We start from the raw sequence: 22,569 nt of genomic DNA, 5'->3' as shown, positions 1-22,569 counted from the left end.
CGGTGTCGCGGGGTTTTCGGCATCGGTCCCACGCCCAGGAGGTCGCGGAGGGCCGGGCTCCCAGCGGCGACCTCTACCATGGACTCCGTCTGATACGTCAACCCACAGGGGAAATCCGTGCTCGATAAGTTGCTCCGTCTCGGCGAAGGCCGCATGGTCAAGCGCCTGAAGAAGGTGGCTGACTACGTCAACACCCTGTCCGACGACGTCGAGAAGCTGTCTGACGCCGAGCTGCGGGCCAAGACCGACGAGTTCAGGAAGCGCATCGCCGACGGCGAGGACCTCGACGACCTGCTGCCCGAGGCGTTCGCCGTCGCGCGCGAGGCGGCGTGGCGGGTGCTCAGCCAGCGGCACTTCGACGTGCAGGTGATGGGTGGCGCAGCGCTGCACTTCGGCAACGTCGCCGAGATGAAGACCGGTGAGGGCAAGACGCTGACCTGTGTGCTGCCCGCCTACCTCAACGCGCTGTCCGGCAAGGGTGTGCACGTCGTCACGGTGAACGACTACCTGGCCAAACGTGACGCCGAGTGGATGGGCCGGGTGCACCGCTTCCTCGGGCTCGACGTCGGCGTCATCCTTTCCGGCCTCACCCCTGACGAACGGCGCGCCGCCTACGCCGCCGACATCACCTACGGCACCAACAACGAGTTCGGCTTCGACTACCTGCGCGACAACATGGCGCACTCGCTCGAGGACCTGGTGCAGCGCGGACACAACTTCGCGGTGGTCGACGAGGTCGACTCCATCCTGATCGACGAGGCCCGCACCCCGCTGATCATCTCCGGCCCGGCCGACGGTGCGTCGAACTGGTACAGCGAGTTCGCCCGCCTGACCCCGCTGATGGAGAAGGACGTCCACTACGAAGTCGACCTGCGCAAACGCACGGTCGGCGTGCACGAGGTCGGGGTCGAGTTCGTCGAGGACCAGCTGGGCATCGAGAACCTCTACGAGGCCGCCAACTCCCCGCTGGTCAGCTACCTCAACAACGCGCTGAAGGCCAAGGAGCTGTTCCAGCGCGACAAGGACTACATCGTCCGCAACGGCGAGGTGCTCATCGTCGACGAGTTCACCGGCCGCGTGCTGCTCGGCCGCCGCTACAACGAGGGCATGCACCAGGCGATCGAGGCCAAGGAGCACGTCGAGATCAAGGCTGAGAACCAGACGCTGGCCACGATCACGCTGCAGAACTACTTCCGGCTCTACGACAAGCTCTCCGGTATGACGGGCACCGCCCAGACCGAGGCGGCCGAGCTGCACGAGATCTACAAGTTGGGTGTGGTCTCGATCCCGACGAACCGCCAGATGGTCCGCCAGGACCAGTCGGATCTGATCTACAAGACCGAAGAGGCGAAGTACATCGCCGTCGTCGACGACGTCTCCGAGCGATTCGAGAAGGGCCAGCCGGTCCTGATCGGCACCACCAGCGTCGAGCGCTCCGAGTACCTGTCGCGCCAGTTCACCAAGCGCAAGATCCCGCACAACGTGCTGAACGCCAAGTACCACGAGCAGGAGGCCGGCATCATCGCCGAGGCCGGCCGGCTGGGTGCGATCACCGTCGCCACCAACATGGCCGGTCGCGGCACCGACATCGTGCTCGGCGGCAACGTCGATTTCCTCGCCGACAAGCGGCTGCGGGAACAGGGGCTGGACCCCGTCGAGACGCCCGACGAGTACGAAGCGGCGTGGGAGGCGGTGCTGCAGCAGGTCAAGGAAGAGCACGTCGAGGAGTCGAAGGACGTCATCGCCGTCGGCGGGCTCTACGTGCTGGGCACCGAGCGCCACGAATCCCGCCGCATCGACAACCAGCTGCGCGGCCGCTCCGGCCGTCAGGGCGACCCGGGCGAGTCCCGGTTCTACCTGTCGCTGGGCGACGAGCTGATGCGGCGGTTCAACGGTGAGACGCTCGAGGCGCTGCTCAACCGGCTGAACCTGCCCGACGATGTGCCGATCGAGGCCAAGATGGTCAGCCGCGCCATCAAGAGCGCCCAGACGCAGGTCGAGCAGCAGAACTTCGAGGTCCGCAAGAACGTCCTCAAGTACGACGAGGTGATGAACCAGCAGCGCAAGGTCATCTACCGGGAACGCCGCCTCATCCTGGAGGGCGAGAACCTGCAGGACCAGGCGCATCAGATGCTCGTCGACGTCATCACCGCCTACGTCGACGGCGCCACCGCCGAGGGCTACGCGGAGGACTGGGACCTGGAGAAGCTGTGGGAGGCGCTCAAGACGCTCTACCCGGTCGGCATCGACCACCACGACCTGGTGGACTCCGACGCCGTCGGGGAGCCCGGCGAGCTGACCCGCGAGGAACTGCTCGACGCACTCGTGGCCGACGCCGAACGCGCGTACGCCGATAGGGAGCGTCAGCTCGAGGAGATGGCCGGCGAGGGCGCGATGCGTCAGCTGGAGCGCAACGTGCTGCTCAACGTCATCGACCGCAAGTGGCGCGAACACCTCTACGAGATGGACTACCTGCGTGAGGGCATCGGCCTGCGTGCGATGGCCCAGCGCGACCCGGTGGTCGAGTACCAGCGCGAGGGCTACGACATGTTCAAGGGCATGCTCGACGCGCTGAAGGAGGAGTCGGTCGGGTTCCTGTTCAACGTCACCGTCGAGGCCGCCCCCGCGCCTGCGGTGGCACCCGTGTCCGCGCCGAGCGGTCTGGCCGAGTTCGCCAAGGCCGCCGCGGCGCAGGCGCAGGAACGCGGCGCAGGCGAGGGCAGCGTGGCCACCAAGGAGCGGCCGGCCGCACCGTCGTTGCGCGCCAAGGGAATCGACAACGAGGCGCCACCGCTGACGTATGTCGGTCCGGCGGAGGACGGCTCGGCCGAGGTGAAGCGTTCCAATGGCGGCCCGCGGCCCGCCGCGTCGGGTGCCGGCGGCGCAGGCGGTACCCGACGGGAACGCCGCGAGGCGGCCCGTCAGCAGGCCAAGGGCGCCAAGGCCCCGCGGTCACGCCGCCGCGGCTGAGCGCTCAGCCGATCTGCAGCGCCACCAGCTGCCAGCGATCCGGCGCGACGAGTTCGACGCGCGCGGCGATCGCGCGCACCCGCTCGGCGCGGCTGTAGGTGGCGAACACCTCGGCGGCCGTCGACCCGGATCCCGCCGCGCGCAGGCCGACCCGGCGCAGCCGTGCCGGCGCCGTGTGCCGCAGCCGGGCGTGGATGACCACCGTGGCGAGCAGCGGCGGCGCCAGCAGTGGCCGCAGCTGAGCGGCCGGACGGCGTCCGTCGATCACCTCCAGCACGCGGCGCAGTGCGGCGTCGGCGAACACGGCCGCGGGCCGCGGCGCAGCGGGTACGGCAGCCGGCGCGGGCCGCAGCGGCCGGGGTGTGCGCCGGTGCAGGGCGGCCGGCGACGGTTGCGGGCAAGGCCCCGTGACCGGGGTGGGCGCAGGCTCGTAGTCGATGACCGGTGAGGTGAGGGCGCGGCGACCGGCCGCGGAATGGGTGGCGTGCGAGGGCATGACGAACTCTCCTGATGCTCGGCGTACTGATCGGCATCTGCTGGAGAGTCGCAGACCTGTCCATCGTCGCACGGTTCGCACCGGGCTCGATGCACCCGTGCTGCGGGGTCACAGATCGGCCGGATACGGTGGCGGGGACCGAGCAGCGACGGCCGAAGAGGGGGATAGCGCCGCATGGTGACGAGGCTGTCGGCGCCCGACGCGACGTTCTTCCATCTGGAGAACACGGCCACCCCGATGTACGTCGGGTCGCTGTCGATCCTGCGCAGGCCACGCAACGGGCTGAGTTACGAGACCCTGCTGGCCACCGTCGAACAGCGGCTGCCGCAGATCCCGCGATACCGGCAGAAGGTCCGCGAGGTCACCCTCGGGCTGGCCCGGCCGGTCTGGGTCGACGATCCCGACTTCGACATCACCTACCACATCAGGCGTTCGGCGCTGCCGTCGCCGGGCAGCGACGCCCAGCTGCACGACCTGGTCGCGCGGCTGGGTTCACGTCCGCTCGACAAGTCGCGGCCGCTGTGGGAGATGTACCTGGTCGAGGGGCTCACCAAGAACCGCGTCGCGATCTACACGAAGTCCCACCAGGCTCTGGTGAACGGGATGACCGCGCTGGAGATCGGTCACGTCATCGTCGACCGGACGCAGAAGGCGCCCGAGTTCGGCGAGGACATCTGGGTCCCGGCCCGCGAACCGAGCGACCGCCAGCTCCTGCTCGGCGCGGTGGGGGAATGGGTGACCCGGCCGACGGCACAGCTGGGTGCGGTGCGCGACGCGGTCACCGACGTGGCCACCAACGCCGGGCAGCTCGTCGAGATGGGCCGCCGGTTCGCCGACGTGGCACGCACCGTCGCCCGCGGCACCGCGCCGAACAGCCCGCTGAACACCCGGGTCTCCCGCAACCGCCGCTTCACGGTGGCCAGTCACCCGCTGGAGGACTACCGGCGGATGCGGGCCAGGTACGAGTGCAACATCAACGACATCCTGCTCGCCGTGGTCGCAGGCGCGCTGCGGAACTGGCTGCTGTCCCGCGGCGAACCGGTCACGCCCACCACGACGGTGCGTGCGATGGCCCCCATGTCGGTCTATCCCGACGCCGAGATCGACTCCGCGGGCCCCGGGCAGGCGATCAGCGAGGTGGCCCCGTTCCTGGTCGACCTCCCCGTCGGCGAGGGCAACGCCGTGGTGCGGCTGTCCCAGATCTCGCACGCCACCGAATCACATCCGACGGCGGCCAGCCTGGTCGACGCCCGCACCATCGTCACCCTGTCGGGGTTCGCGCCACCCACGCTGCACGCCATGGGGATCCGCGTCGCGACGACGTTCTCGGCGCGGCAGTTCAACCTGCTCATCACGAACGTGCCGGGAGCGCAGAAACAGATGTACGTGGCGGGCACCAAGCTGCTCGAGACCTATGCCGTTCCGCCGCTGCTGCACAACCAGACGCTGTCGATCGGGGTGACCTCCTACAACGGCATGCTCTACTTCGGCATCAACGCCGACCGGGACGCGATGAGCGACGTCGACGTGCTCCCAGGCCTGCTGCAGGAATCCCTCGACGAACTGTTGGGAGCCGCGAGGTAACCAGTTCGTAGCCTGCAGGGGAGTTGACGTGGTGGAGCCGAGAGGTTCTGATGAATTCACCATGACAATCAGCCCCGAGAAGAAGAAGTCCGATCGCGCCCGGCGGACGGTCGACCACGCGCTGCGGTCGCCCACCGGCGGTGCCATTCCGCACCCGATCCTCGACGTGGCGATCGACGAGGAGGCGCAGGCCAGGCGGATCGGAATCGACTGGGTGGTGTTCGGCGTCACCGCCGCGCTGGCCATCGGGTTCCTGGTCTGGGGCGGGGTCAGCACGTCGACGCTGGCCGACGCCTCCGGCGGTGCGCTGAACTGGGTGCTGACCAACATCGGTTGGTTCTTCGTCCTCACCGCGTCGGGATTCGTGCTGTTCGTGCTGTGGCTGGCGGTCAGCCGCTTCGGCAACATCCCGCTCGGCCGCGACGACGAGGAACCGGAATTCCGGACGGTGTCGTGGATCGCCATGATGTTCAGCGCCGGCATGGGCATCGGGCTGATGTTCTACGGCGTCGCCGAACCGCTGACGCACTTCGTCACCCCGCCTCCCGGAACGGGCCCGCCCGGCAACCAGGAGGCCGCGCAGATCGCGATGGCCACCACCCTCTTCCACTGGACGCTGCACCCGTGGGCCATCTATGCCGTCGTCGGCCTCGCGATCGCCTACGGCGTGTACCGCAAGGGCCGGTTCCAGCTCATCAGCGCCGCGTTCGAGCCGTTGATCGGATCACGCGCCAACGGCGGCTGGGGCAAGGTCATCGACATGCTGGCGATCTTCGCCACGCTGTTCGGCTCGGCCGCCTCACTGGGCCTGGGCGCGCTGCAGATCAGCAAAGGTCTGCAGATCGTCGCGGGCATCGGCGAGACCGGTAACGCCGTGCTCATCGGCATCATCGCCGTGCTGACCGTGGCGTTCGTGCTGTCGGCGGTGTCGGGCGTGGCCAAGGGCATCCAGTGGCTGTCCAACATCAACATGGTGCTCGCCGTGGTGCTGGCGCTGTTCGTGTTCATCGTCGGCCCGACGGTGTTCATCCTCAACCTCATCCCGACGTCGGTGGGCAGCTACTTCCAGGAGCTGGCGATGATGTCGGCGCGCACCGGTGCCGAGGGCGGCGAGGTGAACGCCTGGCTGGGCAGCTGGACGGTGTTCTACTGGGCGTGGTGGCTGTCCTGGACACCCTTCGTCGGCATGTTCATCGCCCGCATCTCGCGCGGCCGGACCATCCGTCAGTTCGTCGCCGGGGTGCTGCTGGTGCCCAGCGTGGTGTCGCTCGTCTGGTTCTGCATCTTCGGCGGCGCGGCGATCCGGGAACAGCAGCAGGGCGTCGACGTGGTCGGCGACGGTAGCTCGGAGAGCCAGCTGTTCGGTCTGCTCGAGCAGTACCCGCTGGCCACCGTCGCCAGTGTGCTGGTGATGATCCTGGTCGCCATCTTCTTCGTCTCCGGCGCCGACGCCGCGTCGATCGTGATGGGCTCGCTGTCCGAGCGCGGCTGCATCGAACCGTCGCGCAAGATCGTGGTGTTCTGGGGTGTGGCCACCGGAGCGGTGGCGGCGGTGATGCTCATCCTGGGCGGCTCGGACGCGCTCACCGGGTTGCAGACGATCACGATCATCGCGGCGGTGCCGTTCGTCATCGTGATGGTCCTGCTGTGTGTCGCACTGGTCAAGGACCTGCGCCGGGACCCGATGATGGTGCGCAAGCAGTACGCCGAGGAGGCCGTCGAGGAGGCCGTCGTGCACGGCGTCACCGAACACGGCGACGACTTCATCATCTCCGTCGAGCGGGATCCGACGAAGACATAGCTAGTGTCGGCGGAATGCGTGTCTACATTCCGTCGACCCTGGCCCTGCTGCAACAGCTCGTCGCCGACGGGTCGGTGCACGCCCGCAGCGGCACGGCCTTCGCGGTGACCCCGACGCTGCGCGAGTCCTACGCCGAAGGCGACGACGACGAGCTGGCGGAGGTGGCGCTGCGCGAGGCGGCGCTGGCGTCGCTGCGGCTGCTGTCCGGCCCGGACGGCGCGTCGGGTCTGCCGCGGCGCGCGGTGCTGGTCGCCGACGTCCAGGAGGCCACCGCCCGTCCCGACCTCGACGACGCGGTGGTGCGGCTCGCGGGTCCGGTGGCGCTCACCGACGTGATCGCCGCCTACATCGACAATGCGGACGCCGAGGCGGCGGTGCGGCAGGCGGTCGGCGTGGTGGACGCGGCCGACCTGGGTGACGAGGACGCCGAACTGACCGTCGGCGACGCCCAGGATCACGACCTCGCGTGGTACGCGCCGCAGGAGCTGCCGTTCCTCCTCGACCTGCTCTGAGGTGGTTTAGAGCTGAAGATCACACTGGATACGGAAGCGTAAGTTACGGTACCGTAGGTTTCATGGCCAAGAACACCATCAAGGTCGCGGCCAAAGGCGCCGACACGGTGCGCCCCGAGGTCGCGGGTGCCCACAAACATCCCGGACTGCACGCGTTGCGCACGCTGGTCGGACGCATCACCACTCCGCTGCTTCCGGATGATTACCTGCAACTGGCCAACCCGCTGTGGTCGGCGCGCGAGCTGCGCGGCCGCGTGCTCGAGGTCCGTCGCGAGACCGAGGACTCCGCCACGCTGGTCATCAAGCCCGGGTGGGGCTTCTCCTTCGACTACCAGCCCGGCCAGTACATCGGCATCGGCCTGCTCGTCGACGGCCGCTGGCGTTGGCGGTCGTACTCGTTGACGTCGAGCCCGGTGACCGGTGCCGGGCGGCCTGCGATCGCCGGCCGCTCCGGGAAGACGATCACCATCACCGTCAAGGCCATGCCCGAGGGGTTCCTGTCCACCCACCTCGTCGGTGGAGTGGCGCCGGGCACGATCGTGCGACTGGCCGCGCCGCAGGGCAACTTCGTGATGCCCGACCCGGCGCCGGCGTCGGTGCTGTTCCTCACCGGCGGTTCCGGCATCACCCCGGTGATGTCGATGCTGCGCACGCTGGCCCGCCGCGACCAGATCACCGACGTCGTCCATCTGCATTCCGCCCCCACCGAGGCCGACGTGTTGTTCGGCGCGGAACTCGAAGAGCTCCATCGCAGCCACCCGGGGTATCGCCTGACCGTGCGTACCACGCGCACGCAGGGCCGGCTGGACCTGGCCCGGCTGTCCGACCAGGTGCCCGACTGGCGTGACCGGCAGGCCTGGGCATGCGGGCCCGAAGGCATGCTCAGCGAGGCCGAGAAGATGTGGAAGGCCGCGGGCGTCGAGGAGCGACTGCACCTGGAGCGGTTCGCGGCGGTCCGTACCGCGGTGCACGGGGACGGCGGATCGGTCGCCTTCGCGCGCAGCGGGAAGACCGTCCGGGTGGACGCCGCGACGTCGCTGATGGATGCGGGCGAGAAGGCCGGGATCCAGATGCCGTTCGGCTGCCGGATGGGCATCTGTCAGTCCTGTGTCGTCGGCCTGGTCGACGGATACGTCCGCGACCTGCGCACGGGCGTCGAGCACGAACCGGGTACCCGGGTACAGACCTGTATCTCCGCGGCATCCGGCGACTGCACACTGGACGTTTAGTCGTTACTGGCTGGTAACCTACGCAGTCGTAGGTTACGCTAGCGTAGGTACCACGAAAGGAGGCACACGATGGCAATCACGGACGTACCGGCATTCGCGCACCTGACCGAAGCCGACATTGACAATCTGGCTCTCGAGCTCGACACGATCCGACAGGACATCGAGGACTCCCGGGGTGAGCGCGACTCGCGCTACATCCGCCGCACCATCGCCGCGCAACGCGCCCTCGAAGTGGCCGCACGCCTGACGCTGGCCGCGAGTTCGAAGCGTTCCGCCTGGTGGGCCGGCACCGCCGCCCTGGGCGTGGCCAAGATCGTCGAGAACATGGAGATCGGCCACAACGTCATGCACGGCCAGTGGGACTGGATGAACGATCCGGAGATCCACTCGTCGACGTGGGAGTGGGACATGGGCGGGGCCTCCAAGCACTGGCGGTTCACCCACAACTTCATGCACCACAAGTACACCAACATCCTCGGCATGGACGACGACGTGGGCTACGGCCTGCTGCGCGTGACCCGGGATGCCAAGTGGAAGCCGTTCAACCTCGGCAACCTGCTGTACAACACCATCCTCGCGCTCGGCTTCGAGTGGGGCGTCGGACTGCAGCACGTCGAGCTCGGCAAGATCTACAAGGGCCGCGACGACCGGGACGAGAGCAAGATCCGGGCGCGGGAGTTCGCCGTCAAGGCGGGCGCCCAGCTGGCCAAGGACTACGTCGCCTACCCGGCGCTGACGTCGCTGTCGCCCGGCGCGACCTACCGGTCGACGCTGACGGCCAACGCGGTCGCGAACGTGATCCGCAACGTCTGGTCGAACGCCGTGATCTTCTGCGGCCACTTCCCCGACGGCGCAGAGAAGTTCACCAAGACCGACATGGTCGGCGAGAGCAAGGGCCAGTGGTACCTGCGCCAGATGCTGGGCAGTGCCAACTTCGAGAACGGCCCGGTGCTGCGCTTCATGAGCGGCAACCTCTGCCACCAGATCGAGCACCATCTGTACCCGGACCTGCCGAGCAACCGGTTGCACGAGATCTCGATCCGCGTGAAGGAGATCTGCGACAAGTACGACCTGCCCTACACCACGGGCTCGTTCCTGGTGCAGTACGGCAAGACGTGGCGCACCATCGCCAAGTTGTCGCTGCCCGACAAGTACCTGCGCGCGACCGCCGACAACGCTCCCGAGACCCGCAGCGAGCGGATGTTCACGGAGCTCGAATCCGGCTTCGCCGGAACAGATCCCGAGACCGGTCGCCGGCGTGGCCTCAAGACCGCGATCGCGACCGTGCGGTCGTGGCGGCGCGACAGGCGGGCGGCGAAGGCCGGCGCGGTCGAGGCCCGACTGGCCGCCTGACCCATCACACGTCACCGCGAAACTGCGGGGAGATCGCGATTCCGAGCGAATCGTCGATCTCCCCGCAGTTTCGTTCTCCGGTGTGGGGCTGAGTAGCCGACTACCTCAGTCGATCTCGTTATCCGACAGGTCTTCTGGACGGCGTCCGCCGCGTGCCATCATCGCGGCAGGGCGGCGGCGGCTCCTGCACTCACAGACCGGGCGGATCGCCGACGGGGGACAGGGGACGACGATGTCGGGCTGCACACATTCACCACGAGCGATGATGCATGGTCGAACGTTCAACCAGGGGGACAACCCACCGCACTCGACGCACTACGACCACGGCAAGTTCGGCCGGCTCTTCCCCGCGCTGCCGCCGTTCTCCGCCGACAACCCGTCTGTGCGTGAGGCGCTACGGGACATCGGCAGGGCCGGTGAGCTGATGGACGCCAAGGACCAGCTCGCCGATCCGGTCGCGCTGATCACGAATCCGCAACTGAGCGTTCACAACCGGGACAATCCGGACCTGACTGCCGGGATGACGTTCCTCGGGCAGTTCCTGGACCACGACATGACGTTCGACACCACGTCGAGTCTCGAGCGGCAGCAGGATCCGGAGGCGATCGCGAATTTCCGCACGCCCGTCCTCGAACTCGACAACCTCTACGGTCCGGGCCCGGGCGCCGCACCGCACCTCTACGACCACACGGTCGACGGTGGCCTGACGACCTTCCTCGTCGAGCAGATCCCCGGGTCGGAGGCGCGGACCCGGGACGGGAGCCCGCGGTTCGACCTGCCGCGGAACAGTCAGAACATCGCGCTGATCGGTGACCCTCGCAACGACGAGAACCTGATCGTCTCGCAACTGCACGTCGCCATGCTGAAGTTCCACAACGCCGTCGTCGAGTGGGTCAAGGCCGAATTGGGTCTCACCAGCCCGCACGAGGTCTTCGCCGAGGCGCAGCGCCTGGTGCGGTGGCACTACCAGTGGATCATCGTCCACGAGTTCCTGCCCAAGACCGTGGGAGCGGCGGTGGTCGACGACGTGTTGACGAACGGCCGCAAGTTCTACGAATGGCGCAACGCGCCGTACATCCCGGTCGAATTCTCGGTCGCCGCATACCGGTTCGGGCACTCCCAGGTGCGCCCGAGCTACCGCGCCAACTTCGGACCCGCGGACGGCCAGGAGTTCTTCGCGCTCATCTTCGACGACACCCAGGCCGACTCCGGTGATCCCGCCGACCTGCGCGGGGGCAAGCGGGCGGCACGGCGCTTCATCGACTGGCAGACGTTCTTCGACTTCGGTGACGGGCGTGCCCGGGGGAACAAGCGAATCAACACCACGCTGTCGTCGGTGCTGTTCGACCTGCCCGGTATCCCGAGTGCCGAACCGCAGTCACTGGCACAGCGGAACCTGCTGCGGCATCTGACCTTCGGTGTGCCATCGGGTCAACGGGTGGCACGGGCCATGCAGATCGACCCGCTCCCGCCCGCCGACCTCAAAGACCTCACCGACTTCAAGCTGCAGGAGCGGACACCGCTGTGGTTCTACGTGCTGCGCGAGGCCGACGTCCGCGAGGACGGCAAGCGGCTCGGGCCGGTCGGCGGCCGGATCGTGGCCGAAGTGTTCCTCGGCCTGCTGCAGGGTGACCCGCTGTCCTATCTCAGGCAGGACCCGGAGTGGACGCCGACGCTGCCTGCGGATGGCGAGTTCGGCATCGTCGACCTGCTGCGATTCGCCGGCGTGGTCGGCGCCCTGTGACCGGTCAGTCCGGCACGTAGTCGAACGTGTCCGGGTTCGCGCCGGTGCGGCCGTCCTCGCTCTTGTCCAGCGCGGTGAGCGCATCGACATCCGATTCACCGAGTTCGAAGTCGAACAGCGCGAAGTTCTCCTTGATGCGCTCGGGTGTCACCGATTTCGGGAACACGATGTCGCCGCGCTGGATGTGCCAGCGCAGCACCACCTGGGCGGGGGTCCTACCCGTCGCCTCGGCGATCCGCGTCACCACCGGATCGTCGAGCACCTTGCCCTGGGCGATGGGCGACCACGCCTCGGTCGCGATGTGGTGCTCGGCGCCATAAGCCCGCACCGTGTCGTTCGTGAAGTACGGATGCACCTCGATCTGGTTGACCACGGGGGCCGTATCGGTCTCGCGCGCAAGCTTTTCGAGATGCTCGACCTGGAAGTTCGACACCCCGATGCTGCGGGCGCGGCCGTCCTTCTTGAACTCCTCGAGCGTTTGCCAGGTCGACACGTAGTCGCCGTCGTAGAGCGTCGGCAACGGCCAGTGGATGAGGAACAGGTCGACGTAGTCGAAGCCGAGCTCCTCCAGCGTGGCATCGAAGGCGCGGCGGGCGTCGTCGGGCCGGTGGAAGCCGTTGTTCAGCTTGCTGGTGACGTACACCTCGCCGCGGTCGATGCCGGCGTCGCGGATGCCCTGCCCGACGCCCCGCTCGTTCTGGTACATCTCCGCGGTGTCGATGTGCCGGTAGCCGATCTCCAGCGCGGTGCGGACCGCGCCGGCGGTCTCGTCCGGGTCGATCTGGTACACGCCGAAGCCGAGCTGCGGGATGTGCGTGCCGTTGTTCAACGAGATGGTGGGAACAGTGCTCACAGGAGGATCTCCTCGGGTCGGATCAAGGTCTGCTGAAGGGGTGCCCACTAAGACAACCCCGCACACCCTGCCGAGGCGTCCGTCATCGGCCGGTCAGGACGCTGACCATCTCCTGCGGGATCACGCGTCCTTGAGGGCGGCGAGCAGTCGGCGCGCGGCGGTGACCCGGTCGGCGGCCGCGCCGGTCAGGGCGTCGAGTGCGCACCCCGGGTCGGCCGGCGGCCCCATGTGGCGGCAGCCTCGCGGGCAGTCGGCGATGGCCTCGGCCAGGTCGGCGAACGCCAACAGCACGTCCTCGGGCGCGATGTGCGCCAGGCCGAACGAGCGCACCCCGGGCGTGTCGACCACCCAGCCGGATTCGGCCAGCGGCAACGCGATCGACTGGGTGGACGTGTGTCTGCCCTTCCCGACGCCGGACACCACGCCGATCGCCCGGTGTGCGTCCGGCACCAGCCGATTGACCAGAGTCGACTTGCCGACCCCGGAGTGGCCGAGCAGCACGGTGACCGAGCCGGTCAGCAGGGGAGCGACGACGTCGAGCGGGTCGTCACGACCGGCCGTGACGACGGTCAGGTCAAGGCCGGCGAACTGGGCGGCGAACGGCTCGGGCGGCGCGAGGTCGGACTTGGTCAGGCAGAGGATCGGACGCAGGCCACCGGCGTACGCGGCGATCAGCGACCGCTCGACGAAGCCGGTGCGCGGCGGCGGATCGGCCAGCGCCACCACCACGAGCAGCTGGTCGGCGTTGGCGACCACCACGCGTTCGGTCGGATCGGTGTCATCGGCGGTGCGGCGCAACACTGTTCGGCGTTCGCTACGACGGACGATGCGGGCCAGGGTGTCGGGCCGCCCACTCAGGTCGCCCACCACGTCCACGTCGTCACCGACGACGATCGGGGTCCGGCCCAGTTCGCGTGCCCGCATTGCGGTGACGACCTGATCCGGGTCGCCGCCGAGCGCGCAGCCCCATCTGCCGCGATCGACGGTCACCACCATCGCGTTGAGCGCGTCGGCGTGGTCGGGGCGGGTCTTGGTCCGCGGTCGCGAGCCCCGACCCGGTCTGATCCGGACGTCGGACTCGTCGTACTCGCGAGGGCTCAACTACCTGCCTCGGGCCCGATGGTCTGTCCGGCCAGCATGTCCGCCCACAGCTGCGGGAACTCCGGCAGCGTCTTGGCGGTGGTGGCGATGTCCTCGACCTCCACGCCCGGTGTGCGCAGGCCGACGATCGCGCCGGCCATCGCCATCCGGTGGTCGGCGTAGGAGTGCCAGGTGCCGCCGTGCAACGGCACGGCCGTGATCACCAGGCCGTCGTCGGTCTCCTCGCACCGACCGCCGAGGCCGTTGATCTCGTTCGACAGCGCGGCCAACCGGTCGGTCTCGTGGCCGCGCAGGTGGGCGACACCGCGTAGCCGCGACACCGAATCGGGGGTGGCCAGCGCCGCCAGCGCGGCCATCGTGGGGGTGAGTTCGCCGACGTCCTGCAGGTCCACCTCGAACCCGCCGAACAGGCCGCCACCCTGCACCTCCAGATAGGCGTCGCCGTGACGGACCCTCGCCCCGAGCTTCTCCAGGATGGCCAGGATGGCCCCTGCGGGTTGGATGCTGCGCGGCGGCCACCCCGTCACGCGCACGGCGCCGCCGCTGACCACCGCGGCCGACAAGAACGGCACCGCGTTCGACAGGTCCGGCTCGATGACCCAGCGCCGCGGCGCGACCGGGCCCGGCCGCACCCGCCAGCGCGACCGCTGGCTGTCGTCGACCTGGACGCCGGCGTCGCGCAGCATCGCCACCGTCATGCCGATGTGCGGCGCCGACGGCAGCGACTCACCGGTGTGCACGACGGTCAGCCCGTCGGTGAACGCCGCGCCCGAGAGCAGCAGCCCGGAGACGAACTGCGACGACGCCGACGCGTCGATCTCCACCGTGCCGCCTGCCACCGATCCGCTGCCCGACACCCGGAACGGCAGGCCGTCACCGTCGACGTCGACACCGAGCGCACGCAATCCGTCGAGCAGCGGTGCGATCGGCCGGGCACGGGCCTGCTCGTCGCCGTCGAACGTGACTGTCTCCGTGCCCAGCGCGGCGACCGGAGGCACGAAGCGCAACACGGTGCCGGCCAGGCCGCAGTCCACCCGCGCCCCCGAGGCGGGCGCGATCCGTCCGCCGACGGTGAGTTCGGTGTCGTCACCGCCGACGGGCTCCACCGTGACACCGAGGGTCTGAAGCGCGCCGATCATCAGGTCGGTGTCGCGGCTGCGCAGCGCGCCGCTGAGCGTCGACGAACCCTGCGGGGTGGCCAGCGCCGCCAGCAGCAGGGCGCGGTTGGTCAGCGACTTCGAGCCCGGGACGGTGACCGTCGCGTGGACCGGGCTGGGCGTCGACGGTGCCGGCCAGTTGCTCACGACTCACCATCCTGCCCTGTCAGGGAGCGGCGGCCAAAGGCCCGCCCGCACCACTGCGGCTCGGATCCCCTTCTCCCGACCCTGCTGTCGGCGTCTTCTGCCACTATCGATGGCATGTGTGGACGATTCGCCGTGACCACCGATCCCGCGCTGCTGGCCCAGAAGATCGAGGCGATCGACGAGGCGACGACGGCCGCCAAGGGCTCGGTCGGCCCGAACTTCAACGTGGCGCCGACCACCACCATCAGCACCGTCGTCAAGCGGCACACCGAACCCGAGGACGAGTCGACGCGGCGGGTCCGTCTGATGCGCTGGGGCCTGATCCCGCCATGGGTGAAGACCACCGAGGACGGCGCCCCCGACAACAAGGGCCCGCTGCTGATCAACGCGCGGTCGGAGAAGGTGAGCAGTTCGCCGGCGTTCCGGAACTCGGCGAAGAACAAGCGCTGTCTGGTGCCGATGGACGGCTGGTACGAGTGGCGGGGGGAGAAGGGCGCGAAGACGCCGTTCTACATGTACGGCGGTGACGGCGAGCTGCTGTACATGGCGGGGCTGTGGTCCACCTGGCGGCCGAAGGAGGCGCCCAAGGACGCACCCCCCTTGCTCAGCTGCACCATCATCACCACCGACGCGGCAGGCCCGCTGGCCGAGATCCACGACCGGATGCCGCTGACCATCAGCCGCGCCGACTGGGACCGCTGGCTCGACCCGGACACCCCGATCGACGAGGGGCTGCTGCGCGGCCACGGCGACCTCGACCGCATCGAGATCCGGGAGGTGTCCCGTCTGGTCAACAGCGTCCGCAACAACGGCCCGGAGCTGATCGAACCCGCCAAGCCGGAACCCGAGCAGGCGACGCTGCTTTGACGGGGTCCGCAGGCCCACTGCGCCACACCGCCGTCGTCGACGCCCTCGCGGCGGACATGCGTGCCGCGGGCTACACCACCGACGGGGTGACCGACCTGCTCGGCGGCGACGCCGGCGCGGCGTTCAGCCGGGGACTGTGGTGGTCCGCGCTGCGCGCCACCGACCGGGCCGCGCCGGACCGGCGTCGGCTCGCCGTGCTGGTGCGGCTGTTCCTGCTCGGCGCCGACGAACCCGTCGACCGCGTCGCGTTCGCGCTGCCCACCGCGGGCGTGGATGCGCTGTTCGACGACGGCGTGCTCGAGCTCACGCCGCACGGATCGCTGCGGGCCGCGCTGGACGTCCGCCCGCACGGTGACGGCGTCCGCGATTTCCTGGTGGTCTCCGACCTGGACGCAGCGCTGCGCCCGGGGCCGGTGCGGCATGACCATGTCCTCGGCATCGGCGGCGCGTCGGTGTCACTGGCGCACGCGGTGATCCGCGCACCCGTCGGACGGGCTCTCGATCTCGGCACCGGGTGCGGCATCCAGGCGCTGCACCTCGACGCGCACTGCGATGCCGTCGTCGCCACCGACACCAATGCGCGGGCGCTCGCCGTGGCCGCGGCGACGGCCCGCCTCAACGGCATGTCCTGGGATCTGCGGCAGGGCAGCATGTTCGAACCGGTGGACGGTGAGCGCTTCGACCTGATCGTGTCCAATCCGCCGTTCGTGGTGGGCACGGGGACGCTCGATTACCAGTACCGCGATTCCGGGATGGCCGGTGACGCGTTGTGCCGCACCCTCGTCGAACAGGCCGGCGATCACCTCGAGCCGGGCGGCACCGCCCAGATCATGGCCAACTGGATCGTGCGACGCGGCGGCGAGGGCGGCACATGGCGCGACCGGGTGCGCGGTTGGCTGGCCGGCACCGGCCTGCACGCCTGGGTGGTGCAGCGCGAATTCGCCGACCCGGTCAGCTATGTGTCGCTCTGGACGTCGGATGCCGGCGAACCGCCCGACGACGCCGCACGCCGCGGCGGGCAGTGGCTGGACTGGTTCGACGACGAGGGCATCGCGGGAATCGGCATGGGGATGATCACGCTGCGGGCGCCGCGGTCCGGTGAGCGCCGCCCGCCCGACCACGTGCTCGAGGAGATCACCGGCGCCGACGAGGCGCTCACCGGCCCCGAGGTGGAGGCGTTCTTCGCCCGCCGCGAATACCTGCACGACACCACCGACGAACAGCTGCTGGCGGCCCGGCTGTCGACCGCGCCGGTGCTCCTCGAGGAGCACTCGCTGCCCGGTCCGGACGGCTGGCAGGTGATCGGCGCCGCGGTGCGCCGGCCCGGCGGGCCTGCCGCGGTGATCGGGGTCGACGAGGTGTCCCGGGCACTGCTGGCGGGCTGCCGCGGCGAGGTGCCGCTCGGCACGCTGATCGAGCTGCTCGCCGCCTTCCACGGTGTCGAGGCCGATGCCCTCGCGACGGCCGCTCTACCGGTGGTGCGGGAGGCGGTCGGCCGCGGGATCCTCCATCAGGCGCGCTGAGTGATTGCGCAGGCAAAAGCCCTCGAATTGACGTAGTCGAAGAGCTGTCGGCGGCTAGGCCGCGGTGTGATGCTCTTCACATGACTGATCTTGCTTCGAGGCCCGATGTCGCCGTCATCGACGTACGCAACCCCGCCAACGGCCGCACCGTCGGCACGGTGCCGATTCACTCCGCCGAGTCCGTCGCCGCCCGGGCGCGCGAGCTCCGCGCGGCCCAGCCCGAGTGGGAGGCGATGGGTCCGCGCGGGCGCAGACGCTGGCTGCTCGCCTTCCAGGAGTGGGTCCTCGACAACGCCGAGCGGCTCGCCGACGTCCTGCAGTCCGAGACCGGAAAGACCCGCGCGGACGCGAGCGCCGAGCCGACCTGTGTGGCCGACTCGCTGAACTACTGGAGCGGGCATGCCGATCGGTTCCTCGCCGACGAGCGGCCGGCGTCGCTCAACCCGTTGACCATCACCAAGAAGCTGACCACCGTGTACCGCCCGTATCCGGTGGTCGGCGTCATCACGCCATGGAACTTTCCCCTCGTGATGCCCGGGATGGACATGGTGCCCGCGCTGGCCGCAGGTGCCGCCGTGCTGCTCAAGCCGTCGGAGGTGACGCCGCTGTCGGCCGTCGAGCTCGCCCGCGGCTGGGCCGAGGTCGGTGCGCCGCCGGTGCTCGCCGTCTGTACCGGACTCGGTGAGACCGGTGCCGCGCTGATCGACAACGTCGACTATCTCCAGTTCACCGGCTCGACCGCGACCGGACGCAAGGTCGCCGTCGCGTGCGCCGAACGCCTGCTGCCCTTCAGCCTCGAGCTCGGCGGTAAGGACCCCGCACTCGTGCTGGCCGACGCGGACCTCGAGCGGGCGGCCAACGGCATCGCCTGGGGCGGCCTGTTCAACAGCGGGCAGGTGTGCGTCTCGGTCGAGCGCGTCTATGTCGAGGCGCCGGTGTACGACGCCTTCGTCTCCCGGCTCGCGCAGACGGTGAGCGGTCTGCGTCAGGGTGAGGACGACCGCGGATACCGCTTCGACGTGGGCGCCCTGGCCACCGAGGCGCAGCGCGACATCGTGGCGCGCCACGTCGACTCCGCGGTGGCCGCGGGCGCGCGGGTGCTCACCGGCGGAAAGCCGACCGGTGTCGGCACCTTCTTCGAGCCGACCGTGCTCGTGGACGTCGACCACTCGATGGCGTGCATGACCGAGGAGACGTTCGGACCGACCCTGCCGGTGATGAAGGTCGCCGACGAGGACGAGGCCGTCCGCCTCGCCAACGACTCGCCTTACGGGCTGTCGGCGACGGTGTGGACCGCCGACCTCGAGCGCGGTGAACGCATCGCGCGCCGTCTCGACACGGGGGCGGTCAACATCAACGACGCACTGTCCAACGTCTTCTCCTATGCGGTGCCGATGGGCGGCTGGAAGAACTCCGGCGTCGGCGCCCGCTACGGCGGAGCTGCCGGTGTGCTCAAATACTGCCGCCCACAAGCGATCACGACACCGCGGGTGCCGACGCCGAAGAAGGAGCTGATCTGGTATCCGGTCTCCCGGCGCCGGAGCCGCTTCGCCTTCGGCATGGTCCGCGCCGCGGCCGCCCGTGGGGGGCGACGGTTCGGATTCGCCGCCCCGAGGTCGGACCGGTGAAGTGCCGGGCCGCCGTCCTGCAGGGGGTGGGCAAGGACTGGGAGATCCTCGACATCGAGCTGGACCCGCCGAAGGCGGGCGAGGTGCTGGTCGAGATGGGCGCCGCCGGGCTGTGTCACTCCGACGACCACTTCGTCACCGGCGACGTCGTGCCGACGCCGGAGATGGCCGCGATGCTCACGGCGGCGGGGCTGCCGGTCCCGGATTTCTACCCGCTGATCGGAGGGCATGAGGGCGCAGGCGTCGTCGCCGAGATCGGGCCCGGGGTGACGTCGGTGCGGCCGGGCGATCGGGTGGCCGTGGCCTTCGTGCCCTCCTGCGGGTCGTGCCGGTGGTGTGCGTCGGGCCAGACCTACCTGTGCGATCTCGGGGCGGGCACCTACTCCAAGGAGATGGTCACCGACGGCACGTCGCGCCGCCACCTCGGCGACGAGGACCTGATGACCGTCGGGCAGCTGGGCACGTTCGCCGAATACGCGGTCACCGCCGAGCAGTCGCTGGTGAAGATCGACGACGACATCCCACTGCATGCGGCGGCGCTGGTGTCGTGCGGGGTGAACACCGGCTGGGGCTCGGCGACGGTGTCGGCAGGCACCGAGGTGGGGGACACCGTCGTGGTCATCGGTACCGGCGGAGTCGGGATGAACGCACTGCAGGGCGCCAGGGCCGTCGGCGCACGGATCGTCGTCGGAGTGGATCCCGTTGCGTTCAAGCGGGAGTCGGCGCCGACCTTCGGCGCCACCCATACCGCGGCCTCGGTCGAGGAGGCCTACCCGCTCGTCCAGGAACTGACCAGGGGCGTGATGGCCGACCGGGTGGTGATCACCGCAGGCGTAGTGCATCCGGACCTACTCATGCCGGCGATGATGCTGACCCGCAAGGGCGGCACGTGCGTGCTCACCGGGATCGTGCCGAGCAACGAGATGATGGTGCCGTTGCTGCTGACCGAGATGACCATGTCGCACAAGCGGTTACAGGGCGCGCTCTACGGCGGGATGAACGCACATGCCAGTACGCCGATGCTGTTGTCGATGTACCGCAGCGGACACCTCAAGCTGGACGAGCTCGTCACGCGGCGATACCGGCTCGATCAGATCAACGAGGCGTACACCGACCTGCGGGACGGCCGGATCATCCGCGGAGTCATCGAATTCGGCTGAGCCCCCCGGGTCACGTCCGCCGCAGGGCGCTCACCACGACGTAGGGCGAGGTGAACGTCACCGTGCCCGAGGCGTCGACGTGCTCGCGCAGCGCGGCCTCGAACGCCGCGGCCAGCCGCTCGGCCTGCGCGCCGTCGACGCGACGGAACGTCTCGACGTGCATCGGCGACTCCTCACGCAGGAAATGCATTGCCGCGCTGAGTGACTCGAATTCCCAGCTGTGCCGCGACCGCCGGATGTCGATGGCGTCGTAGCCGGGTGCGAGGCGGTCGGTGATGGTGTCCGGGTCGCCCCACTGATCGGGCGAGAACCCCGACCGCGCGGGCGGTCCGAGCACCTCGACCACCGGGTCGAACAGTGGGTTGTGCGTGTCGCGCACCCACGACGAGAACGCGAACACGCCGCCGCCGCGGAGCACCCGGTCGACCTCGGCGACCTGGCGGTCGGGCTCGACGAAGATGATCCCCATGTTGGACACCACGGCGTCGAACGACGCGGCAGGCAGTCCCGTGTCGGACGCGTCGCCGGTCCGCCAGTCCACGGCGGCATCGCCGTCGTGCCGGCTGGCGATGGCGATGAGATCGGGAGTGATGTCGACACCGGTCACCTGCGCGCCGCGGGCGGCGGCCGTCAGCGCCGCGTTGCCTGTCCCGCAGGCCAGGTCGAGCAGCGCGGTCCCGGCCAGTGGGCGTCGCCGTTCGACGGCGTCGATCACCTCCCCGGCGATGTGGGCGATCCGTCGGGCAACGGCTTCGTAGCGGCCGGCAGACCACATCGTCGGCGAAGACACCGCACCAGCGTGCCACGATGACGGGGTGAACAGTGGTGCCGGTCGCCGGCCAGCGAGAGGTGCGCCGTGACCTTTCGCGTGTCGGCGCCGGTGTTGCCCCGCCCGGTGTTCTTCGACCAGTTCTGGTCGGAGCTCACCTTTGTGCACTGGCCGGTCGACCCGCGCACCGTCGCGCACCTCTACCCCGCGGGCACCCGCCCGGACGTGTTCGACGACGGCCTCACCTATGTGGGACTGGTGCCATTCGTGATGCGCCACACCAGGGTGGGCGCCGCGGTGCCGTTGGGGTACTTCGGGACGTTCGCCGAGACCAACGTCCGGCTCTACTCCGTCGACGACGCGGGCCGCCACGGAGTGCTGTTCCGCTCACTGGAGACGCAACGCGCCGCGGTGGTGCCGGTGACGCGGATCGGTCTCGGCGTGCCTTACACGTGGGCGAAGATGCGCGTCGTCCGATCCGGCCGTCGCCTGGCCTATTCGAGCGTGCGCCGGTGGCCCCGCCGCGGTCTGCGCAGCGCGTTGACGGTCGACATCGGCGACAGGGTGGAGCCGACGCCGCTGGAGGTCTGGCTGACCGCCCGCTGGGGCGCGCACACCCGCAAGGCGGGCCGGACGTGGTGGTTCCCCAACGAACACGTGACCTGGCCCCTGCACGACGCGGACGTCGTCGCACTCGACGACGACCTGGTGTCCGCGGCGGGCGTCACGACTGCGGGTGAGCCGCTGCGTGCGCTGTACTCGGCGGGGGTCCACGCCCGGTTCGGGCGGCCGAGCAGGGTGACCTAGATCCGATTCCCAGGGGCCGAGTACCCGGGTGGGTTGGGGGTGTCCACCCACAGGTCGACGCCCAGGTCTGAGCCGGGCACGCAGTCGTACACCGACAGATCGGTGACCCCGGAGTCGAGCAGCACGTCCTCGCACAGCAGGCTCTGGCCGGTGAACTCCCGCGCGGGCCTGGTCAGGATCGCGTACGCCGCGTCGGAGTAGACCTCGGGCTTGCGGGCCCTGGCCATCGCCTCGTCACCGCCGAGCAGGTTCTGCACCGCGGCCGTGGCCACCATGGTGCGGGGCCACAGCGTGTTGGACGCGATGCCCTCGTCGCGCAACTCCTCGGCGATCCCCAACGCGCACAACGTCATTCCGAACTTCGCCATCATGTATGCGGTGGGGGTGAGCCACTGCTGCTCCAGCCGGATCGGCGGTGACAGCGTGAGAATGTGCGGGTTCTCCCGGCCCTTCATGTGCGGGATGCAGGCCTGCGACACCGCATAGGTGCCGCGCACCTGGATGCCGTTCATCAGGTCGAATCGCTTGAGCGGCACCTCCTCGACCGAGCCCAGATTGATCGCCGAGGCGTTGTTGACACAGATGTCGATCCCGCCGAACCGTTCGACGGCCTGCGCCACCGCCGCGGCCACCGAGTCGCCGTCACGGATGTCGCCGACGATCGGCAGTGCCTGCCCGCCGGCTTCCTCGATCTCCTTGGCCGCGGTGTACACCGTGCCTTCGAGCTTGGGGTGGGGTTCGGCGGTCTTGGCGATCAGCGCCACGTTCGCGCCGTCGGCGGCGGCGCGCTTGGCGATCGCCAGACCGATGCCGCGGCTGGCGCCGGAGATGAACATGGTCTTCCCGGAGAGGGGCGTGGCTGCCATGG

At 69.5% G+C, this 22,569-nt stretch carries 18 protein-coding genes; 12 read left to right on the top strand and 6 right to left on the bottom strand.

Going from position 1 to position 22,569, the window contains the following annotated elements:
- Positions 1 to 117: 117 nt before the first annotated feature.
- Positions 118 to 2,970, top strand: coding sequence for a preprotein translocase subunit SecA (gene secA / locus AB0K11_RS02590; RefSeq protein WP_364971890.1), 2,853 nt, complete (start codon positions 118 to 120; stop codon positions 2,968 to 2,970).
- A 4-nt stretch (positions 2,971 to 2,974) separates the two neighbouring features.
- Here the strand turns inward: secA and AB0K11_RS02585 are convergent, their stop codons facing one another.
- Positions 2,975 to 3,466, bottom strand: a complete 492-nt coding sequence (locus tag AB0K11_RS02585; RefSeq protein ID WP_364971889.1) for an Rv3235 family protein — start codon at positions 3,464 to 3,466, stop codon at positions 2,975 to 2,977.
- A 174-nt stretch (positions 3,467 to 3,640) separates the two neighbouring features.
- Here AB0K11_RS02585 and AB0K11_RS02580 point away from each other — a divergent pair, with 174 nt between their 5' ends.
- The 6 genes from AB0K11_RS02580 to AB0K11_RS02555 all read left to right on the top strand — a co-directional run bounded on the left by AB0K11_RS02580 (position 3,641) and on the right by AB0K11_RS02555 (position 11,689).
- Entirely contained in the window at positions 3,641 to 5,050 is a 1,410-nt protein-coding gene (locus AB0K11_RS02580) for a wax ester/triacylglycerol synthase family O-acyltransferase (protein ID WP_364971888.1), read from the top strand.
- Between the two features lie 61 nt (positions 5,051 to 5,111).
- The gene (locus AB0K11_RS02575; RefSeq protein ID WP_364971887.1) at positions 5,112 to 6,851 is read left to right on the top strand and encodes a BCCT family transporter; all 1,740 of its coding nucleotides are present in this window, start codon (positions 5,112 to 5,114) and stop codon (positions 6,849 to 6,851) included.
- A 14-nt stretch (positions 6,852 to 6,865) separates the two neighbouring features.
- Positions 6,866 to 7,363 (top strand): hypothetical protein, encoded by a 498-nt coding sequence (locus AB0K11_RS02570; RefSeq protein WP_364971886.1) that lies wholly within the window; start codon positions 6,866 to 6,868, stop codon positions 7,361 to 7,363.
- A gap of 62 nt (positions 7,364 to 7,425) precedes the next feature.
- Complete coding sequence (locus AB0K11_RS02565) at positions 7,426 to 8,592, top strand: ferredoxin reductase (protein WP_364971884.1); 1,167 nt, start codon at positions 7,426 to 7,428, stop codon at positions 8,590 to 8,592.
- Positions 8,593 to 8,661: 69 nt separating this feature from the next.
- On the top strand, positions 8,662 to 9,945 hold the full coding sequence (locus tag AB0K11_RS02560; protein ID WP_364971882.1) for a fatty acid desaturase: 1,284 nt from the start codon (positions 8,662 to 8,664) through the stop codon (positions 9,943 to 9,945).
- Between the two features lie 265 nt (positions 9,946 to 10,210).
- Positions 10,211 to 11,689: a heme peroxidase family protein gene (locus tag AB0K11_RS02555; RefSeq protein ID WP_364971881.1), complete on the top strand. Its 1,479-nt coding sequence runs from the start codon at positions 10,211 to 10,213 to the stop codon at positions 11,687 to 11,689.
- 4 nt (positions 11,690 to 11,693) lie between these two features.
- Here the strand turns inward: AB0K11_RS02555 and AB0K11_RS02550 are convergent, their stop codons facing one another.
- The 3 genes from AB0K11_RS02550 to aroA all read right to left on the bottom strand — a co-directional run bounded on the left by AB0K11_RS02550 (position 11,694) and on the right by aroA (position 14,947).
- Positions 11,694 to 12,542 (bottom strand): aldo/keto reductase, encoded by an 849-nt coding sequence (locus AB0K11_RS02550; RefSeq protein ID WP_364971879.1) that lies wholly within the window; start codon positions 12,540 to 12,542, stop codon positions 11,694 to 11,696.
- Between the two features lie 120 nt (positions 12,543 to 12,662).
- Positions 12,663 to 13,643: a ribosome small subunit-dependent GTPase A gene (gene rsgA, locus AB0K11_RS02545; RefSeq protein ID WP_364971878.1), complete on the bottom strand. Its 981-nt coding sequence runs from the start codon at positions 13,641 to 13,643 to the stop codon at positions 12,663 to 12,665.
- On the bottom strand, positions 13,640 to 14,947 hold the full coding sequence (gene aroA / locus AB0K11_RS02540; protein ID WP_364971876.1) for a 3-phosphoshikimate 1-carboxyvinyltransferase: 1,308 nt from the start codon (positions 14,945 to 14,947) through the stop codon (positions 13,640 to 13,642). Before aroA ends, rsgA begins: the two co-directional genes overlap by 4 nt.
- Before the next feature lie 114 nt (positions 14,948 to 15,061).
- Between aroA and AB0K11_RS02535 the strand changes: the two genes are divergently transcribed.
- The 4 genes from AB0K11_RS02535 (at position 15,062) to AB0K11_RS02520 (ending at position 20,125) form a co-directional block, all read left to right on the top strand.
- On the top strand, positions 15,062 to 15,814 hold the full coding sequence (locus AB0K11_RS02535; protein WP_364971875.1) for an SOS response-associated peptidase: 753 nt from the start codon (positions 15,062 to 15,064) through the stop codon (positions 15,812 to 15,814).
- A gap of 56 nt (positions 15,815 to 15,870) precedes the next feature.
- Entirely contained in the window at positions 15,871 to 17,337 is a 1,467-nt protein-coding gene (locus tag AB0K11_RS02530) for a methyltransferase (protein WP_364973653.1), read from the top strand.
- 80 nt (positions 17,338 to 17,417) lie between these two features.
- Entirely contained in the window at positions 17,418 to 18,965 is a 1,548-nt protein-coding gene (locus AB0K11_RS02525) for an aldehyde dehydrogenase family protein (RefSeq protein ID WP_364971874.1), read from the top strand.
- Positions 18,962 to 20,125 (top strand): NDMA-dependent alcohol dehydrogenase, encoded by a 1,164-nt coding sequence (locus tag AB0K11_RS02520; protein ID WP_364971873.1) that lies wholly within the window; start codon positions 18,962 to 18,964, stop codon positions 20,123 to 20,125. The genes AB0K11_RS02525 and AB0K11_RS02520 overlap by 4 nt, the downstream gene beginning before the upstream one ends.
- A gap of 10 nt (positions 20,126 to 20,135) precedes the next feature.
- Here the strand turns inward: AB0K11_RS02520 and AB0K11_RS02515 are convergent, their stop codons facing one another.
- Complete coding sequence (locus AB0K11_RS02515; protein ID WP_364971872.1) at positions 20,136 to 20,915, bottom strand: methyltransferase domain-containing protein; 780 nt, start codon at positions 20,913 to 20,915, stop codon at positions 20,136 to 20,138.
- Positions 20,916 to 20,981: 66 nt separating this feature from the next.
- Between AB0K11_RS02515 and AB0K11_RS02510 the strand changes: the two genes are divergently transcribed.
- On the top strand, positions 20,982 to 21,701 hold the full coding sequence (locus tag AB0K11_RS02510; protein ID WP_364971871.1) for a DUF2071 domain-containing protein: 720 nt from the start codon (positions 20,982 to 20,984) through the stop codon (positions 21,699 to 21,701).
- Here AB0K11_RS02510 and AB0K11_RS02505 read toward each other — a convergent pair.
- Entirely contained in the window at positions 21,698 to 22,567 is an 870-nt protein-coding gene (locus AB0K11_RS02505) for an NAD(P)-dependent oxidoreductase (RefSeq protein ID WP_364971870.1), read from the bottom strand. The two genes, AB0K11_RS02510 and AB0K11_RS02505, sit on opposite strands and share 4 nt — an antisense overlap.
- Between the last annotated feature and the right edge of the window lie 2 nt (positions 22,568 to 22,569).

Origin of the sequence: Mycobacterium sp. NPDC050551, assembly GCF_040674075.1 — a bacterium.
Lineage (GTDB): Bacteria > Actinomycetota > Actinomycetes > Mycobacteriales > Mycobacteriaceae > Mycobacterium.
Note: the sequence above shows the minus strand (reverse complement) of the source record. Positions and strands in the feature narration are given on the sequence as shown.